This window comes from Niastella sp. OAS944, assembly GCA_024809215.1.
Lineage (GTDB): Bacteria > Bacteroidota > Bacteroidia > Chitinophagales > Chitinophagaceae > Niastella.
The window spans coordinates 686,917-703,595 of sequence record JANUBW010000003.1 but is presented as its reverse complement, the minus strand read 5'-3'; the positions used below and the strand labels follow the sequence as shown (position 1 = coordinate 703,595).

Genomic DNA, 16,679 nt, shown 5'->3' with positions numbered 1-16,679 from the left:
TGAATTAGTGCGAATCATGACACAAAGCTAGCAAAAGAATTTTGATATCGCCAAACATTGCGCAATATATTTTTCTCACTAAAAAGGGAAGCTCTCCGCCAGCTGGCGGAGAACCTCCCTTGTTTACTTCATCATTTTACGCTAACGTTGTCTGGCACCAATTGGTAATCATGAAACGTTAAAGAAACCGTAGCACGGCCACTTGATAAACTTCTTAACGTGATGATATATCCGAACAGGCCTGACAAAGGAACTTCCGCTTTTATACACTGCACATTTCCTTTCATTTCAATTCCTCTGATGATGCCACGTCTTCGATTTAAGTCACCCGTAATGGCGCCCATGTATTCATCGGGCGTTGTTATATCAACTTGCATAACCGGCTCCAACATCTTTGGCGCCGCTTTCAACGCAGCAGCTTTAAAGCCCATACCGGCAGCCAGTTCAAAGTCCTGTGCATGCGAGTCGTTTTCATGAATGTCGCCATCAAACAACCTTACACGCATCGATTTCACGGGATAACCAGCCAGTACACCCGACTGCATAGCCGCGGCAAAACCTTTTTGAACAGAAGCAATGAACTCCTTTGGTATAGCGCCACCTTTGATCTCATCAATAAATTCAAGTCCCGGCAAATTCTGCTCACGGGGCGAAAGTTCAAAATGGATCTCGGCATAACTACCGGGACCACCATTCTGTTTCTTGAATATTTCCTTATGTAAAACAGACTGCGTTAAAATTTCCTTATAGGCTATTTGCGGCTGCCCTTTGTTAACCTCCACCTCGTATTCAGTAGCTAACTTTTCCAACACAACTTCCAGGTGTAACTCGCCCATACCCTTAAGGATCGTTTGCCCGGTTTCTTTATTTGTTTCTACCACCAGCGTAGGATCTTCATCTAACAACTGTGATAATGCCTCTCCCAATTTCACAGATTCTTTCGACGACTTCGCTTCAATGGAGTAACCGATCATAGGTTCGGGGAAGAAAATACTTTCTAACAATACTTTGTTGTCCGGATCGGCCAATGTATCGCCTGTTTTTACTTCCTTCAACCCAACCAGTGCACCAATGTCGCCAGCGCCAATTTGATCAACGGTTTCATACTTATCGCTCATGATGCGCATTAACCTGCTCACCCGCACTTTCTTTCCGGTGCGGCTATTCCACACAGTATCACCTTGCCGCAATACACCTGAATATACTCTTACCAATGCCAGCTTACCTGTATAATCATTAGTGATGATCTTAAACGCAAGCCCGGCAAATGGCGCATTCTCATCGGTTCGTACCACCTTCTGTTCTTCTGTCGATGGATCTATACCAGCAACATCAGTTATATCAACAGGCGAAGGCAAATATTGCACAACCGCATTAAGCAAAGGTTGCACGCCCTTGTTCCTGTAAGCAGCACCGCATACTACCGGCACCAATTGCATACTGACGGTTGCCTGGCGCAACGCCTTATAAATGGTTTTGGTTGTTATGGCAGCCGCATTTGTTGTGAACAGTTCAAACAATTCTTCATTGGTCAATGACAATTCTTCTAACAAATGATTGCGTTGCTTTTCTGCCTCCGGCAACAAATGGGCGGGGATGGCTGTCTCTTCAAATTGTTTTCCATCATCGCTGTTCCATAGTAATGCCCGCATGGTTATAAGATCAACAATACCACGATGATCGTCTTCGGCGCCAATTGGCAATTGCACCGGAACAGCATTCGCGTGTAACAATGTTCTTATTTCATTTACCACGCGCATAAACTCAGCACCCTGCCGGTCCATTTTATTGATCATAACAATACGCGGTATGTTATACCTGTTGGCCTGGCGCCATACCGATTCCGATTGTGGTTGTACGCCACTCTTTGCACAAAACACAGCCACGGCGCCATCGAGCACCCGCAACGATCTTTCTACTTCCGCCGCAAAATCAACGTGGCCAGGAGTATCGATAATATTTATCTGATACCTTTCACCCGCATAGTCCCAATAAGTAGTTATAGCAGCAGATGAAATGGTTATGCCTCTTTTCTCTTCCTGCGGATCGCTGTCCATCACTGTGTTTCCATCATCAACATTACCTAAGCGATGCGTAAACCCTGTATAATAAAGCATACGTTCGGTGACAGTTGTTTTACCAGCATCGACGTGCGCCATAATTCCAATATTTCTGAATTGTTGTAACCGTTTCATAAAGTATATCTGTAGAGAATAAATAAAAAAGCCCCCCGTTTGTAACGAGAGGCTTTCTGCAATATGCAAAACACACCTAACGTCACCGAACATGGTCAGTGAATACGCTAATTATTGTTTTGATTATGAATTTCATATTGCTGAATTAATAATAATATTTAAATGCCGGGGAAACAATCACGGGGAGACAAACAAAAACGCCTTCCCGAATATTGGGAAGGCGTAAACTATTATAATAGTAACGATTAATCCCTTTTATCCGGTAATGGGTTTGTCTCCCCATTTCCTATAAAGACAATACAAGTACTGGCAATTACAGCCCTGATGGCCGAATTAGCGTTTATACCTGTCTTGTATGTTATGGTCTTAATCATGATACTTAATGATCGAATTGAGATGCAAAACTATATAATTATTTCAAAACAACAAATCCCCGGACCAAAAGGGTGGGGATTTGTTTTACCTGACACTTGCTTCTTCCCTACAAGATATAATAATACTTTTCCTGATTTTTTACCTCTGGCAGGTCCTGATCGTGCATCAACTGTTTAAGATCACGTTCAATAGTACCTGCAATGGCGGTCATAGGTGTATCGGTTGGCTTGTTCTCAAAGGGGTCCTGTAAATGAATGGCCATTTTTTCTATCAGCAAAAATGAAGCACTGATGGCCACCACTAAAGGCACTTCAAGAAACCCGAAATAATCTATCACACCAAATGGCAACATGGCAATAAATAACAGCAAAGAGAAATGAATATATAAACTATAGGTGCTGGGGAATACAGTGTTCTTTATACGTTCACATTTGCCCATAGCATCACACAGGCGGGTAAGCGTTTTATCTATCTCCATTTGCTGGTACCTGTTTATATAACCTTCTTCAAGGGCGCGGCGCAGGTCTTTTCCATGCTGATCGAGCAGGGCCATTGGCACATTATTAAAGCGGGAAAGAACTTCCAATTCTCTTTTGCTTAAAAATTTATCTAACCCACTGGTAGGGTTCATGCGGCGCAGGCTTTGTCCCAGTGAATAACACCAGGCAATTTGCCGGCGTACCATCCGCTGCCGCCATTGGTGTACCATGTCTTCTTCATACTGGCTTTCAGTAAAATTGAGTACCTGCCGGGCCAATGTACGGGAGTCGTTCACAATGGCGCCCCATACCTGGCGGGCTTCCCACCAGCGATCATACGCCTGGTTGCTTCTAAAACCGAGCAGTAAAGATATTACTGTACCCAACACGGCCGGTACGGCTAATGGAATACTTATAGGCACTTCGAGGAACCATTCATGTATAACTGCTATAGCTAAACTATACACCAGTATTATTACCAATTCAATCTTTACTTTTCCAAACACATAACCAATCGGTATATTTTTTTTCAGTAACATCTTTCGTAAAGTTTAGCGTTATCAATTAATTTCATCTTTGTGCATTCAGCAGGCGCAACAAGGCAACTGCATCTTCTTCCACCGCCTGTATCTCGGGCATGGTTATAACCCGGCGTCTTGATTTGAACTGGCGTAAAAGAGGAACGCCGCTTTTTTTGAACATCCTCTCAGGATCGACGCTGTCAGCATGCACTTTAATAAATTCAAACTCTTCGGGATAAGCAATAAGATCAACATCATTGGCATCAACGAAGTTGCGGAACACAGCAGGGGTATTGCCATACAGGTGACGGAAGGTGATGGTGTTTACCTGTTTGGGAAACTGCTGTTTTATTTGTTTACAGCTATTTCTAAAAGCATCTGTTAACAGATCGTGATATGGTTTCCGCTGGTTCCTTATAAGATCACCAGTAAAGAATGGCATTTGAAAAGCGTGGAACAACATGATGTTCAATACCTGTTCGCCCATGGTTTGAATGGTGCTTTCAACCAGCTCAAAAGAAGCAGGAGTAAAATCGGTAGGTACCAATACATTGCGCATACTGTAATCATTAAATTGAACAATGAAGTTTACAGTACAAAATTGCCACAATGGTATTAGAGGCTCTTAAGAGGTACTTAAGAATGCATTAAAAAGTAAATAAGAATACGATTAGAGAAATTAGGAACCGTTAAGAAGACTGTGAATGTAGAACAACCTCTACAATAGTGCCTTTATTTTCTTCTGACCTTATTAGTAATTCCCCGTTGTGCAAACGGATAATATTACGCGCCAATGGCAACCCTACCCCATGCCCTTCGAACCGATCGGTATTGGAAGCCCGGTAAAATGGATCAAACACATATTTAAGCTCTGAGGCAGGAATACCTATACCTTCATCAACAACCTTGATGCTTATCTTATCTTTTACCACATACAGCGAAAGTTGTACAGGCTTGTCGTTACTGTATTTACAGGCATTTACAACAATATTAGTAATTGCCAGTTTTAACAAATGATAATTACCTTCTACAGATAATTGTTGTTCGTTTGGCGGCAGTTCGCCAAAATGCAGCTGTACATGATTTTCGGGATGCAGCTCATCGATGGCCGCTTTTACTTCACAAACCAGTTCATCCATTCTTACCACAGAACGGCGTTGCTTCTTGCCATCGAAACCACTTTGCGCCAGTGCCAGCAGGCTGCTGGTGAGGTGATCGAGTTTACCAGCTTCATTTAATATTACCTGCAAACTTTGGCGGTACTCTTCATTGGTGCGGGCTTTTTTAAGTGCGATATCTGCCTCGCCCATAATAGTTGTTAGCGGGGTGCGCAATTCATGTGAGGCGTTGCTTACAAAATTGTTCTGGGTTTCAAAAGCTGTTTGCAGGCGATCGAGCATAGTATTGAAAGTATTCGCCAGTTCGGTCATTTCATCTTTACCTTTCTTAAGCTCAAGACGCAGGTGCAGGTTATGCGCGCTAATGTCCTGCACTTTACTTATCAACTGGCGCAGGGGCTGAAAAGTTTTACGGCTAAAGAAGATTCCCACCGTGAATACCAGCAACACGCCAACAATAAAGGTGGCTATTTTGGCCTGTAACAACGTACTCAGCAGGCGGTTGGCATATTCATTCACAGCCGATTTAATTACTATGTAGGTTTTGCCATCGTCGTGGTATAAAATGCCTGCATAATGCACTTTGTCTTTATGAATATAAACCGTCTTCCCTTCTGCTTCTATAATGTTGTAGTAAAATGATTGCGGCAGGTTGCTCACCCTGGGTTCTATGGTATTGGAAACAGAGTCCCAGGTAAGCAGATATTCTTTTTCTTTGGGCAATACTTCCAGATACTGCTGCCGCAGCTCCTGGTAGGTTACTGTACTTAATTTATTTTGTTCAAAACGAAGTTTGGCGGCAACCCTTACACGCAATTCAAGGCGTTTAAGGAAATCGTTAGATGCAAACCGGCTGATAAAGTAAAACGTTGTAAAACTGATAAACAATATCAACAGTGCCGTAAGCACGGTAAACAGCAATGCGGTTTGTGTTTGGATCTTCAATGGTAAGGTTATTTTTTATCTTCTTTAAGAATATAACCCATACCTATCATGGTATGGATCAATTTCTGTGCAGGATTGATATCTATTTTTTTACGCAGGTAATTCACATATACGTCCACCACATTCGTGCTCATGTTAAAATCTATGCCCCATACATTTTCAAGCAGTTCCATACGGCTTAATACGCGGCCGCGGTTCTGTAACATAAATTCAAGCAACCGGTATTCTGTTGCCGTAAGGTTAACCGGCTCGCCATTGAGGGCGGCTGTGCGTGTACTGGTATTTAGCGAAAGATTGCCTATTTGCAGCACATCTGACTGTACATTATTACTGCCCAGTAATTTACGCCGGCCCAGGGTCCTGAGCCTGGCTTCCAGCTCGGCAAACTGAAAAGGTTTTACCAGGTAATCATCTGCGCCGCTATCGAGGCCGGCCACAATATTCTCTGTAGTGCCTAATGCTGTAAGCATCAGGATGGGCGTATCTATTTGTTGGCGGCGCAATTCCTTACACAGCTGCATGCCATTGATGCCCGGCAGCATAATGTCGAGCACCAGTACATCGAACTGGTTTTTAAGTGCCATATCATGCCCAATAAGGCCATCGGGCGCTACCGACACTTCATAGCCGGCTTCCTTTAAACCTTTGCTCAGCATACCAGCCAATGCTGCTTCGTCTTCAACTAAAAGAATCTTCATCCTTGATCGTATTATGGCACAAAAGTAACCCCCAATGGCCAAATGGCCAGTTTCGGCCCTGAAAGCCCATTAAAAAACAAATCCCCGCCAAAAATGGCAGGGAATGCTTTTTGTTGATCGGCTATACTTTTATATTAATACTCAAACTTCAATTTTGTTTCTCCATCATCTGAGGTCAATGGATATCCATCGCTATCGTAGGTGTAGGTAGTTTTGAGTTCATGATCAAACTGAGTTCCGCCGGGGAAATCATAATAGGCTGTTAACATTTCGTTCTTTGCAAAGAACTGCAGCGTATATCCAATGTCGAGCACCCATTTTGAGATGGTAGGGAAACCCGGCTTTTTGGTACCCCAGGTAAATGACACACTAAATGCTTCTTCCCCTTCCATGGTTGCTTTCTCCAGGTTGCCTGTGCTGTTATAAGCAAGGCTAACTGTTTCTTCCATATCGGCCACCTTCATTTGCTTTTTGATCTTTGTCACCTGGTTGTTAACAACAGTATAAGTAAGCACATCGTCCTGAGTTACATCATCGGGCTCGCCGGCAACTTTGTGCACTGCTTTTACGGTACCTGTAACAGGTAAGCCATTGCTGTACGTATAGGTGTAAGTGGTATAATAGTTATGGTCCCTGACCTCCATTTTTGTAACATTGCCCGATCCATCGAGGGTCAATGAAGTATACTCGAGGCCATCGGCAGTAGTAAATGATTTAAACTTGCTGCCTTCGTAAGTAAGGTTGTAAACACTTGTGCTGCCGTTCTCGGTTTTGGTAACTTTTTTCAACAGCTTTGTTTTGCCGCCGTTGTTACCATCGTTTGAATCTTTGTCTTTCTTACATGAACTAAAAACCAGCATCGTGAATGCACCGGCTAAAAGAACAATCTTTTTCATACTTGTAATAGTGTGTTGTTTGTTATTTGGTCCTTCTTCACCTGCATATTGTATTGGCTATACTTTGCTGGCGGTGAAGCACGATGCAATATTAGCATGCAAATAAGCCATAAACATTGGCAACTGGTGTGAAATGTGTTTTATGCTACATGAACTGTATAAACCCAATATTGCATCAACATCAAATTCAGGTTATCATTAAATATTATCAACTGCTTTTACTTGTACAATGAATGTTTTTTAACGAATGTTCCACGTTCATTCACAGATTCAATTTTTGTATAAAAGCCTGATAAAGAGGGTATCTTTGTACTTCCAAACATTGTATCATGTCGATTCGCATTTTTATTACCGGAGGTACTTTTGATAAGGAATACAACGAACTGAACGGTGAACTGTATTTTAAGGATACACACATGCAGGAGCTGCTTGACAAAGGAAGAAGCCAGCTACCGGTTAATATTAAAACGCTGATGATGATCGACAGCCTTGAAATGACGGCCGACCATCGCAACTATATTGCAACAGAATGTGAGCAATGTGAAGAAGACAAGATCGTAATAACCCATGGCACCGATACCATGGCAGATACTGCCCGGGTTTTGGCGAAGAGAATTACCGATAAAACTATAATATTAACAGGCGCTATGATACCCATTAAATTCGGTAGCTCCGATGGTTTGTTCAACCTGGGTAGCGCGCTCGCTTTTGTACAATCCCTGCCGCCAGGCGTTTATGTGGCTATGAATGGCCGCTATTTTAACTGGGATAATGTTCGCAAAAACAGACAGACGGGAATTTTTGAAGAACTGAAACCAGTAAGCACCAGTGCAGAATAAAACTGCCTGGTAGCAGTTTTATTTCTTTGGAGGCAGGTTGAAAGCAACAGCTTCATGTTCGAAATGACCTTTGTGCGCACCATCGCAAAACGGTTTGTTGTTCGACATGCCGCAACGGCAGAATGAAACTACTTCGCGACCGCCCAGGTCGTACACATTGCCATTTTTATCTACAACTTCAAAATCGCCTTCTACGCGTAAAGAACCATTGCTGTTTACTGTGATCTTTGTTGATGCCATTGTAAGTGGAAAATTTTAGGGTCGCAAGATACATCAATAGATAGCCTCGATACTCACTTCTTTTCCATTAAATAAAAATGAATTGCCGGCTACTTTATTCTGTAAGGTTTTTGCCAATGGGGCCTGCGGCGAAAGATAAATGATCAACCTGTCATCAATGGTTTGTTTACCCAAACCGGCAGCAATAAAAAATACCATACCGGCGCATTCAATACAGGCGCCGGGAAAAACTTTAGTATAAACCACATCGGTTTTTACTTCATGCAACAAAGCCAGTTCCTTTACCTGTTGCGCCAGTTGTTTTGAATGCATTTCTTTTTCCAACTGGTTCATGGCCCTGGCCGTTTCGTATTTATCGCCGGCAGAACTTTTTTCTTCGCTATTGGCTGCTTCCTGCGCATTTTTGATCAACGTTCTGGCAGCAGCCATCCGCTGCTCAATGATCTGCTGGCCAGTCAGTTTGAGTTTATTCTTAAATGCTATTTTTTCTGCTTCTGTCACTATGCTAAAGTAAAGGAAAGAATACAATATATACCAGTTGGTTCTTTTTAAGTATATGTTGCCGGTTACCGGTTGCCAGGTACCGGGCTGTATTTGTATTTCCTGGTAACCGGAAACAGGGACCTGGTAACCTTCGCGTTTGGTAATTTGTTAAAGAAATTCAAAAGACTCCAGATATGAATAAATACTTATGTAATTATAAACCCCAGCGCATCTGATAAGAAAACCAGAAATATGCATACCCTAAATAAGCTGTTCGCAAGTAGCCTTTTGATCGCCGGTGCCTCTGCCTTTATGTTTGGGAAGGAAGCTCCCCACCCTACACCACATTTGCCAACGCCGCCTGCCAAAAAAGTACAGGTTGCCGTACTGCTCGATGTAAGTAACAGTATGGATGGTTTAATTGATCAGGCCAAAGCACAATTATGGAACATGGTAAGTGTACTAGGTAAAGCTACCTGTAACGACGTTGCCCCTACCGTTGAAATTGCGTTGTACGAGTATGGCCGCCCTACCAACGACGCGCGTTCGGGTTATGTAAAACAGATTAACTATTTTACCCGCGATCTTGACGAGGTTTCACGCAATCTTTTCAAACTTACTACCAATGGCGGCGATGAATATTGCGGACATGTGATGTATACTTCTTTAACCAGTTTAGAGTGGGATGCCAACCCAGATAACTATAAAGTTATTTTCATTGCCGGCAATGAAGATTTCCTGCAAGGTGATATTCCCTTTACAAAAGCCTGTACCGAAGCCAAGAAAAAAGGCGTTACCATTAACACCATTTATTGCGGCGACAGAATGCAGGGTATTAAAGAACACTGGAACCTGGGTAGTGAATGCGGAACGGGCAGTTATACCAACATTAATCAAAACGCCCAGGTACTTGATATTCCTACACCATATGATACCATTCTTTTTCAGCTGAACATTCAATTGAATGGCACTTATATTGGTTACGGACAAAGCGGCCGGGCCAGTGCATCCAAACAAGCCGAAGTAGATCAACTGAACTATAGTAATAATAAAGCCGCAGCTGCGCAACGGGTGGCGGTGAAAAGTAAAAAGCAATTGTACGACAACCGCAACTGGGACCTGGTTGATGCCAGCGATGCCGATGCTTCGGTTGTTGATAAAGTAGATATGAAAACCCTGCCCGATGACTTAAAGGACAAAAGCCGCAGCGAGGTAAAACAAATTGTTGCTACCAAAAGCAAGGAACGCACCGCCATACAAAAACAGATCTCTGAGGTGTCGGTGAAGCGGGAGGCGTATATCAATGCGGAAAAAGCACGCCGGTCGGCCAATAAGAACGAGCAAACGCTTGAAACAGAAATTGAAAAAATACTCAGGCAGCAGGCCAAAAAGTATAATCTTACTATTCAATAACTGCAAAGGACGGTTCCAGCTAAATAAAAAGCGGAGGTAGTTAATGCAAAAGCAAAAAACTATCTCCGCTAACTTTTTTAATGAGTTGCTGCTTTAGAATGGCAGATCGTCGTCACCGGCTGATGATGCCTGGAAAGTTGTTCCCTGCACATCATTATAGCTGGAATTGTTATCAGGAGCAGCGCCGCCACTACCTTTTTTACCCATTTTCCATGCTTTTACGTCGGTATACCAACGACCATTGTATTCGCGGCTTTCTACATCAAAAGACACATCAACCAGGTCGCCGGTCTTAAAGCTACCCATATCAATTTTATCGCCCCAAACGGCAATGCAAACCTTTTTAGGGTACTGATCGCCGGTTTCAAGAATAAACTCCTGCTTCTTCCAGGTACCATTTTTTCCCTGGCCCGTTTGAAGCTGTAAGAACTGAATAATTTTGCCGCTGATATCCATAAGTAATATTTTCCTTTATACGAGCCAAAGGTAGGTTTAGGAACTGCATTTTAAGAAAAAGAAACCCCACAATTTTTTAACAGCCATCCTCCTCGCCTTCATCGTCAAAATGATCTTTGAGGCCCAATTCTTTACAGGTGCACCACTCGTTAAAAGGGCAGGAAGGCGGGTCGTAGGAGCAAAATTCAATGGTTTCAAAGCCGTTTTCCACAATGGCCACTTTTTTTTCCAGCACACTTATCAGCAGGTTATATTTTTGGGCAGCAGGTAATTTTTCGGGAATTTCTACCCCTATATTCCAGGTAAACAACAATTTCTCAAAAGCCAGGCTTACCGACTCCATTTGTTCATTGGTGAGCTTTTCTGCCGGTGGAAACTGTTCTTTTTGTAAACCGGAATAATAACTGAAATCATGCTCCGGTTCATTCTCAAGCCATCGCTCCACTTCTTCAAAATATCGTTCTATGGCCTCCACATCATTTTCTGCGGATATAGCATATGTATCAGGTTGTTCATCGCGACAGGCTTCGGCAATATCCGAAAGCAGGTGGTTAATATAGGACTGCATACAATAAAACTTCAATTACGCAAGCATAATCGTATTACATTAACAAGTAGCAATTACAAATTGAAGGGTTTAATTTTTCGGATAGCGCCATGTGCGCTATATATTATAACGGAGAAAAAGATTGTACATAGCCTACACCGTTATAATCTGGCTTTATATATTATTTGGAAAGTTAATTAATTATTGCAATAAAAAAAGCCTCCCGATACATCGGGAAGCTTTTACAAAAATTTCAAGAAGTTATTCTTAGGCTGCCATTCTGTTATGTAACTGATCGCCTATGGCCTCTGCTACATTTCTTGGAATGTTGCTCGCAGCAGTTCCCCTGTCGATGGCTGTGATCTTGCCCGATACCGGATGCCATCCAAAAATATACACCGGACTCCCATTTACACTTACGCGGTATTGCGTTTCCATGGTATAGGTTTGAAAAGAGGTGGCCTTTACAAAAAAAGGAATATCATCAACCATCAATTCAAACTCCTCTGTCCTTGTTGTGTTCTTTTTTGTTTTCATAGAACCTCCTTTTAAAAGTGAATAAAGACAGTAATTTTTCAACAACTATGCCGGAATAGCCTTGCCAGTTACTGCCATCTTCACTTTAAAACTATTTTAATAGGAGATTCCCTTCAAATCAATACATTATGGTGCACACCCAAAATGAGTGGGCATTTTACACTACATTTTGTGGAAAAAAGGACTTATGACCCCCTTTGTGCACGGCCAGCTACGCGGGTTGATTTGGCAGCTCCCTTAGAATTACTTTTTCCTTTGGTTGGAATGGGCGATTTGCCGCCTGTTGCCGGAGTGCCTTTCTTTTTGTCTTTATTCTTATTCGTGTTAAACAGTGACATAATTAACAATTTTAAACTTGTAAAGTTACTAAATCAAAAAATCACAAATTCCAAATCTCAAGATCCAAAAAAAATACCAAGAACCAAATCACAAAATCCAAAAAGAAATGCCAAAATACCAACTTCAAATCGTAAAACATACTAAATAAACATTGAGTTCTGGTTTTTGATGCTTTGATTTGAAGCTTGGTGTTTAGGTTTTGTGATTTATTTGGTTCTTGGAGCTTGGAATTTGGAATTTAAAAAAGCCATCCTGCAACAGATGGCTTTACTTTTTTTCATGGCTCAACTCTCTACTGAACCTAAAACTTACTAACCCACTTAATTCAGCATTTGGTACCGTTATACCGAAACTAACGGCTGTTGTTCTATAATCATTTGTAATTCAACCAATAACGGACTAATGCCGACATTTATTCGGTATCACTCTACAAATTTACAATAAATTTCTTAAAAGATCGCGACGAACAGAATATTATTCAGAAATCCCCTAATTTTACAGAAAATTCATCGGAATGGATGTTGTTTTAGATAATACCGATCTGCAGATCCTGGAGCGTATGCAAGCCAACGCCCGCATTTCGAATGCCGATCTGGCCCGGGAATTAAACATGGCCCCTTCGGCTGTTTTGGAACGGGTTAAAAAGCTGGAGCAGAAAAAAGTGATCCAGGGTTATACAACGCAGATCAACCCGGGCACCGTTCAGCAAAAACTGCTGGCCTTTATTTTTATTCGTTCATCTGAAGGCTTTACCTGTAGCAGCAATACCGCACAGGCATTGGCGGCTATACCTGAGGTGCAGGAAGTACATCATATTGCCGGTGAAGATTGTTATCTTATTAAAGTTCGTACCGCTGATTCATCGTCACTAATGGCCCTTATGCGAAATCAGCTGCAAAAGATCCCTAATATAGCCTCTACAAAAACAACCATCGTTTTGGAAACCGTGAAAGAGCAACAACAATTGGTGATTCCTAAAATTTAACTGTCATGTCCAACCAAGCAAAAAAAAGCGCCAGTCCTTTAATGGTCGTAATTGCTTTTGCAACCGTTTACCTGGTATGGGGTTCCACGTATTTCTTTATTCAACGTGCTGTTGAAACTATTCCTCCATTTATTTTAGGTGCCATTCGCTTTTTAATTGCGGGCGGCCTGTTACTTGGCTGGTGTGCCATAAAGGGTGAAAAGCTATTTAACTGGGCACATATAAAACCGGCGCTGGTGAGCGGCCTGCTGATGCTTTTTATTGGTAACGGTGCAGTTATTTGGGCCGAAACATCGCTGCCAAGTTCACTGGTAGCCGTTCTGGTTTCCTCGGCACCCATTTGGTTTGTGGTGCTTGATAAGCCCAAGTGGCACGAAAACCTTACCAGCCGCAACACCATTGCAGGTTTAATTGTAGGTTTTATTGGTGTTATTTTATTATTCAGCGAACAAACTTCCAAAGCCCTGGGCGCAGGTAATGGTCACCAGGTAATTGGATTAATTGTTTTGATCATTGGCGCAATGGCATGGGCCGGCGGTTCATTATACAGCAAATACAAATCAACTTCAAAAAGCGCCACTGTAAATACCGCCTGGCAAATGATGGCAGCCGGTATTGCATTTGTTCCCGGCAGCTTTTTCAATAATGAATGGAGCTCATTTCATGTACAGGCCGTAACAACCAGCTCATGGCTGTCGTTGGTATATCTTATTACTATGGGTTCACTGGCCGGCTTTAGTGCTTATGTTTGGTTATTGCAGGTTAGGTCGGCAACACAGGTGAGTACCTACGCCTATGTAAACCCCGTGGTAGCAGTTTTACTGGGTGTTCTTTTCGCCAACGAAACCATGACCGGTTTACAAATTACCGGACTGGCGGTTATTCTGCTGAGCGTATTGTTAATAAACCTGGCAAAATATCGCAGCGAAAAAAAAGCGGGCGCGAATTCGAACTCAACACCCGTTAAAAATAACATCGCTATTCCGCCAAGGCCAAAAGCTGTCATCTAAATCCGGAACGCTTATCTTAAATTCATTATATAATTATTAATAACTGGCCAGCCTGGCATTAAAAGCAGGTTGGCCATTTTATTTTGTGTTAATTCAAGGCAGTAGCATGTAAGGCCATGGGTTTAATTGTATCTTGTGGCACCCCCTTGAAATGAGTACATAAACTCAGAACTAAAAACTTTTCTTCCCGACCGTTGAAAATGATAGGGCTTATTACTATTTTTAGCGCCTGTCTATACATTAGCTTTTTTAACATTCAATGTCTACTGTACCTTCAATCTCTGATCTATGAAAAAGGGAGTTAAAATCTTTTGGTGGGTGTTTTTTGGCGGACTGTTATTTGGAATTCTGTTTATTATGTCGGCCAATTTTGGTTTGTTAGGTAAAATGCCTTCCATTGATGAGTTATCAAATCCAACCTCACTTGTTGCCAGCCAGGTATATGCCGAAGATGGCAGCCTTTTGGGCAAATATTTAATCGAAGACCGTATTGACGTAGAATATAAAGAGATCAGTCCGCAGGTATTAAATGCGCTTGTGGCTACTGAAGACGAACGTTTTTACCAACATAATGGTATCGATCTCCGCTCAATTATGCGCTCACTTTCTTCTTTTGGAACCAAAGGCGGCGCCAGTACCATTACTATGCAAACCGCCAAAAACCTGTTCACCGAAGGCTGGAGCACCAGTAATCTCTTTACGCGTATAATCCAAAAGGTGAAAGAAGGGATTATTGCAGTGAAGCTGGAGCGCAATTTCTCGAAAGAAGAGATCATTACGCTTTACCTGAACACGGTAGCCTTTGGTGATAATGTGTATGGTATCAGGAATGCCGCCAAAACTTTCTTTCAAAAAGAACCCGACGATCTGTCAACTTCTGAAGCCGCCGTACTGGTAGGTATGGTTAATGGTGAGATCTATAATCCGCGCCGTTTCCCCGATCGTGCAAAAACCAGGCGCAATACTGTATTGCACCAAATGGTTAGAAGCAATTTCATAAGTGAAGCCGAGGCTAATGCAATGGGCAAAGAACCCATTAAGCTGAATTATAAAAAGCTGAATGAAAATACCGGGTTGGCACCTTATTTCCGTTCAGTATTGGGCGAAGAATTAAAGAAATGGTGTAAAGACCATGAGAACCCTGCCACCGGTAAGCCATACAACATTTACAAAGATGGTTTGAAGATATATACCACCATCAACCCACGCATGCAGCAGTATGCTGAAGAAGCCGTTTGGAAACATATGGCTAACATGCAGAAAATATTGAGTGCACAAAAGAATATTAAGAATGGTACTGTTTGGAAAGACCATGAGAATGTGCTGGAAGCAGCAATGAAAGCCAGCGATCGCTGGAAGGGCATGAAAAAGAATGGCGCCAGTGACGATGATATTCGCAAATCGTTCTTTGTAAAAACGCAAATGAACGTTTTTGCCTGGAATGCCAAACATCAGATAGATACGGTAATGACGCCGTACGACAGTATTAAATATTCCCGCGCCATGTTGCAGGCAGGCTTTATGGCTATGGACCCGCAAACCGGCGCTGTAAAAGCCTGGGTAGGTGGTATAGATTTCAAAACCTATAAATTCGACCACGTTAACGTTGGCACCAAACGCCAGGTGGGTAGTACCATTAAACCATTATTGTATGGTATGGCTATTAATGATGGCGGCTTTACGCCTTCAACGCCTGTTGAAGATGTACAGCAAATGTTTGAGGGTTTTGGTCCTGTACCTGCTACCACAGCATCCTGCTCGAACCAAACCATGCCCATGGCCGAAGCGCTTGCCCAATCACGTAACTGTGCAACGGCCTATATTATGAAACAAATGGGTAACAAAGGCAATGATGCCGCTGTGCGTTTTGTTGAATTCCTGAAAAAAGTGGGTGTTGAAACCGACATCAAACCTTTACCTGCAATTTGTTTGGGTAGTGGTGAAACCTCATTATACGAAATGATGCATGCCTATAGCATGTACCCCGCGGGTGGTTTCTCAGTAAAACCTATGTATATTACCCGTATTGAAGATAAGAACGGTAACGTGTTACAATCATTTACTTCTGAACGTAAAGAAGTGATCAACGCTGCAACAGCCTATAATGTAATGACCATGATGAATGGCGTTATGACACGCGGTACGGGCAGGCGCGCTGCCAGCTATGGCATTAACGTAGCCAATTTCAGTGGTAAAACCGGTACTACCAACGATAACAGTGACGCCTGGTTTATGGGTTATTCACCACAAATATTGTGTGGTGTATGGACGGGTTGCGACGACCGTTTTATTCGCTTCAGCAGTACCGCTGTTGGTCAGGGTTCTTCTGTGGCATTGCCTGTTTGGGCTTATTTTTATGGCAGCTGTTTAAAAGACAAAACTACCGGGCTCGATAGTAAAGTTGCTTTTGTAAGACCAGAAGGTATGGTTGTAGATACAATAAAACCATGGGATAAGCCAGTTGATGATGTTGAAGGCGGAAAAGACACGGTAACAACCGGAGCAAGTGACTACTAATACATATTAAGATTTAAATGGGGCCGACTAAAAATTTTTAGTCGGCCCTTTTTCTTTTATATTGCTCTTCGTTAATAATACACCTG

At 42.4% G+C, this 16,679-nt stretch carries 17 protein-coding genes; 5 read left to right on the top strand and 12 right to left on the bottom strand.

Going from position 1 to position 16,679, the window contains the following annotated elements; translation table 11 throughout:
- Window positions 1-131 precede the first annotated feature (131 nt).
- The 6 genes from fusA to GGD38_RS17575 form a co-directional block, all read right to left on the bottom strand.
- On the bottom strand, window positions 132-2,195 hold the full coding sequence (gene fusA / locus GGD38_RS17600; RefSeq protein WP_375297564.1) for an elongation factor G: 2,064 nt from the start codon (window positions 2,193-2,195) through the stop codon (window positions 132-134).
- A gap of 481 nt (window positions 2,196-2,676) precedes the next feature.
- Window positions 2,677-3,588 (bottom strand): bestrophin family protein, encoded by a 912-nt coding sequence (locus GGD38_RS17595; RefSeq protein WP_375297563.1) that lies wholly within the window; start codon window positions 3,586-3,588, stop codon window positions 2,677-2,679.
- Between the two features lie 31 nt (window positions 3,589-3,619).
- Window positions 3,620-4,129: a hypothetical protein gene (locus GGD38_RS17590; protein ID WP_375297562.1), complete on the bottom strand. Its 510-nt coding sequence runs from the start codon at window positions 4,127-4,129 to the stop codon at window positions 3,620-3,622.
- 130 nt (window positions 4,130-4,259) lie between these two features.
- Window positions 4,260-5,633: an ATP-binding protein gene (locus GGD38_RS17585; protein ID WP_375297561.1), complete on the bottom strand. Its 1,374-nt coding sequence runs from the start codon at window positions 5,631-5,633 to the stop codon at window positions 4,260-4,262.
- Window positions 5,634-5,641: 8 nt separating this feature from the next.
- Complete coding sequence (locus tag GGD38_RS17580; RefSeq protein ID WP_375297560.1) at window positions 5,642-6,331, bottom strand: response regulator transcription factor; 690 nt, start codon at window positions 6,329-6,331, stop codon at window positions 5,642-5,644.
- Window positions 6,332-6,465: 134 nt separating this feature from the next.
- The gene (locus GGD38_RS17575) at window positions 6,466-7,227 is read right to left on the bottom strand and encodes a hypothetical protein (protein ID WP_375297559.1); all 762 of its coding nucleotides are present in this window, start codon (window positions 7,225-7,227) and stop codon (window positions 6,466-6,468) included.
- A 329-nt stretch (window positions 7,228-7,556) separates the two neighbouring features.
- On the opposite strand from GGD38_RS17575, the gene GGD38_RS17570 reads away from it, so the two are divergent.
- Window positions 7,557-8,066 carry an asparaginase domain-containing protein gene (locus GGD38_RS17570; protein ID WP_375297558.1) on the top strand — a complete coding sequence of 170 codons (510 nt, stop codon included), beginning with the start codon at window positions 7,557-7,559 and terminating at the stop codon, window positions 8,064-8,066.
- Between the two features lie 18 nt (window positions 8,067-8,084).
- Here GGD38_RS17570 and GGD38_RS17565 read toward each other — a convergent pair whose 3' ends face one another.
- Window positions 8,085-8,306, bottom strand: coding sequence for a CDGSH iron-sulfur domain-containing protein (locus GGD38_RS17565; RefSeq protein ID WP_375297557.1), 222 nt, complete (start codon window positions 8,304-8,306; stop codon window positions 8,085-8,087).
- 33 nt (window positions 8,307-8,339) lie between these two features.
- Window positions 8,340-8,807: a hypothetical protein gene (locus GGD38_RS17560; protein WP_375297556.1), complete on the bottom strand. Its 468-nt coding sequence runs from the start codon at window positions 8,805-8,807 to the stop codon at window positions 8,340-8,342.
- Window positions 8,808-9,041: 234 nt separating this feature from the next.
- Here GGD38_RS17560 and GGD38_RS17555 point away from each other — a divergent pair, with 234 nt between their 5' ends.
- A complete protein-coding gene (locus GGD38_RS17555) occupies window positions 9,042-10,202 on the top strand; it encodes a hypothetical protein (protein ID WP_375297555.1) in 1,161 nt (386 codons plus the stop codon).
- 93 nt (window positions 10,203-10,295) lie between these two features.
- Here GGD38_RS17555 and GGD38_RS17550 read toward each other — a convergent pair whose 3' ends face one another.
- The 4 genes from GGD38_RS17550 to GGD38_RS17535 all read right to left on the bottom strand — a co-directional run bounded on the left by GGD38_RS17550 (window position 10,296) and on the right by GGD38_RS17535 (window position 12,080).
- Window positions 10,296-10,658, bottom strand: coding sequence for a DUF3127 domain-containing protein (locus GGD38_RS17550; protein WP_375297554.1), 363 nt, complete (start codon window positions 10,656-10,658; stop codon window positions 10,296-10,298).
- A 76-nt stretch (window positions 10,659-10,734) separates the two neighbouring features.
- Window positions 10,735-11,226: a hypothetical protein gene (locus tag GGD38_RS17545; protein ID WP_375297553.1), complete on the bottom strand. Its 492-nt coding sequence runs from the start codon at window positions 11,224-11,226 to the stop codon at window positions 10,735-10,737.
- A 246-nt stretch (window positions 11,227-11,472) separates the two neighbouring features.
- Window positions 11,473-11,742: a hypothetical protein gene (locus tag GGD38_RS17540; protein ID WP_375297552.1), complete on the bottom strand. Its 270-nt coding sequence runs from the start codon at window positions 11,740-11,742 to the stop codon at window positions 11,473-11,475.
- A 185-nt stretch (window positions 11,743-11,927) separates the two neighbouring features.
- Entirely contained in the window at window positions 11,928-12,080 is a 153-nt protein-coding gene (locus GGD38_RS17535) for a hypothetical protein (RefSeq protein ID WP_375297551.1), read from the bottom strand.
- A gap of 515 nt (window positions 12,081-12,595) precedes the next feature.
- Here GGD38_RS17535 and GGD38_RS17530 point away from each other — a divergent pair.
- From GGD38_RS17530 to GGD38_RS17520, 3 genes are all read left to right on the top strand, one after another.
- Complete coding sequence (locus GGD38_RS17530; protein ID WP_375297550.1) at window positions 12,596-13,066, top strand: Lrp/AsnC family transcriptional regulator; 471 nt, start codon at window positions 12,596-12,598, stop codon at window positions 13,064-13,066.
- A 5-nt stretch (window positions 13,067-13,071) separates the two neighbouring features.
- On the top strand, window positions 13,072-14,076 hold the full coding sequence (locus GGD38_RS17525; RefSeq protein WP_375297549.1) for an EamA family transporter: 1,005 nt from the start codon (window positions 13,072-13,074) through the stop codon (window positions 14,074-14,076).
- Between the two features lie 288 nt (window positions 14,077-14,364).
- The gene (locus GGD38_RS17520) at window positions 14,365-16,593 is read left to right on the top strand and encodes a penicillin-binding protein 1A (RefSeq protein WP_375297548.1); all 2,229 of its coding nucleotides are present in this window, start codon (window positions 14,365-14,367) and stop codon (window positions 16,591-16,593) included.
- The last annotated feature ends 86 nt before the right edge of the window (window positions 16,594-16,679 follow it).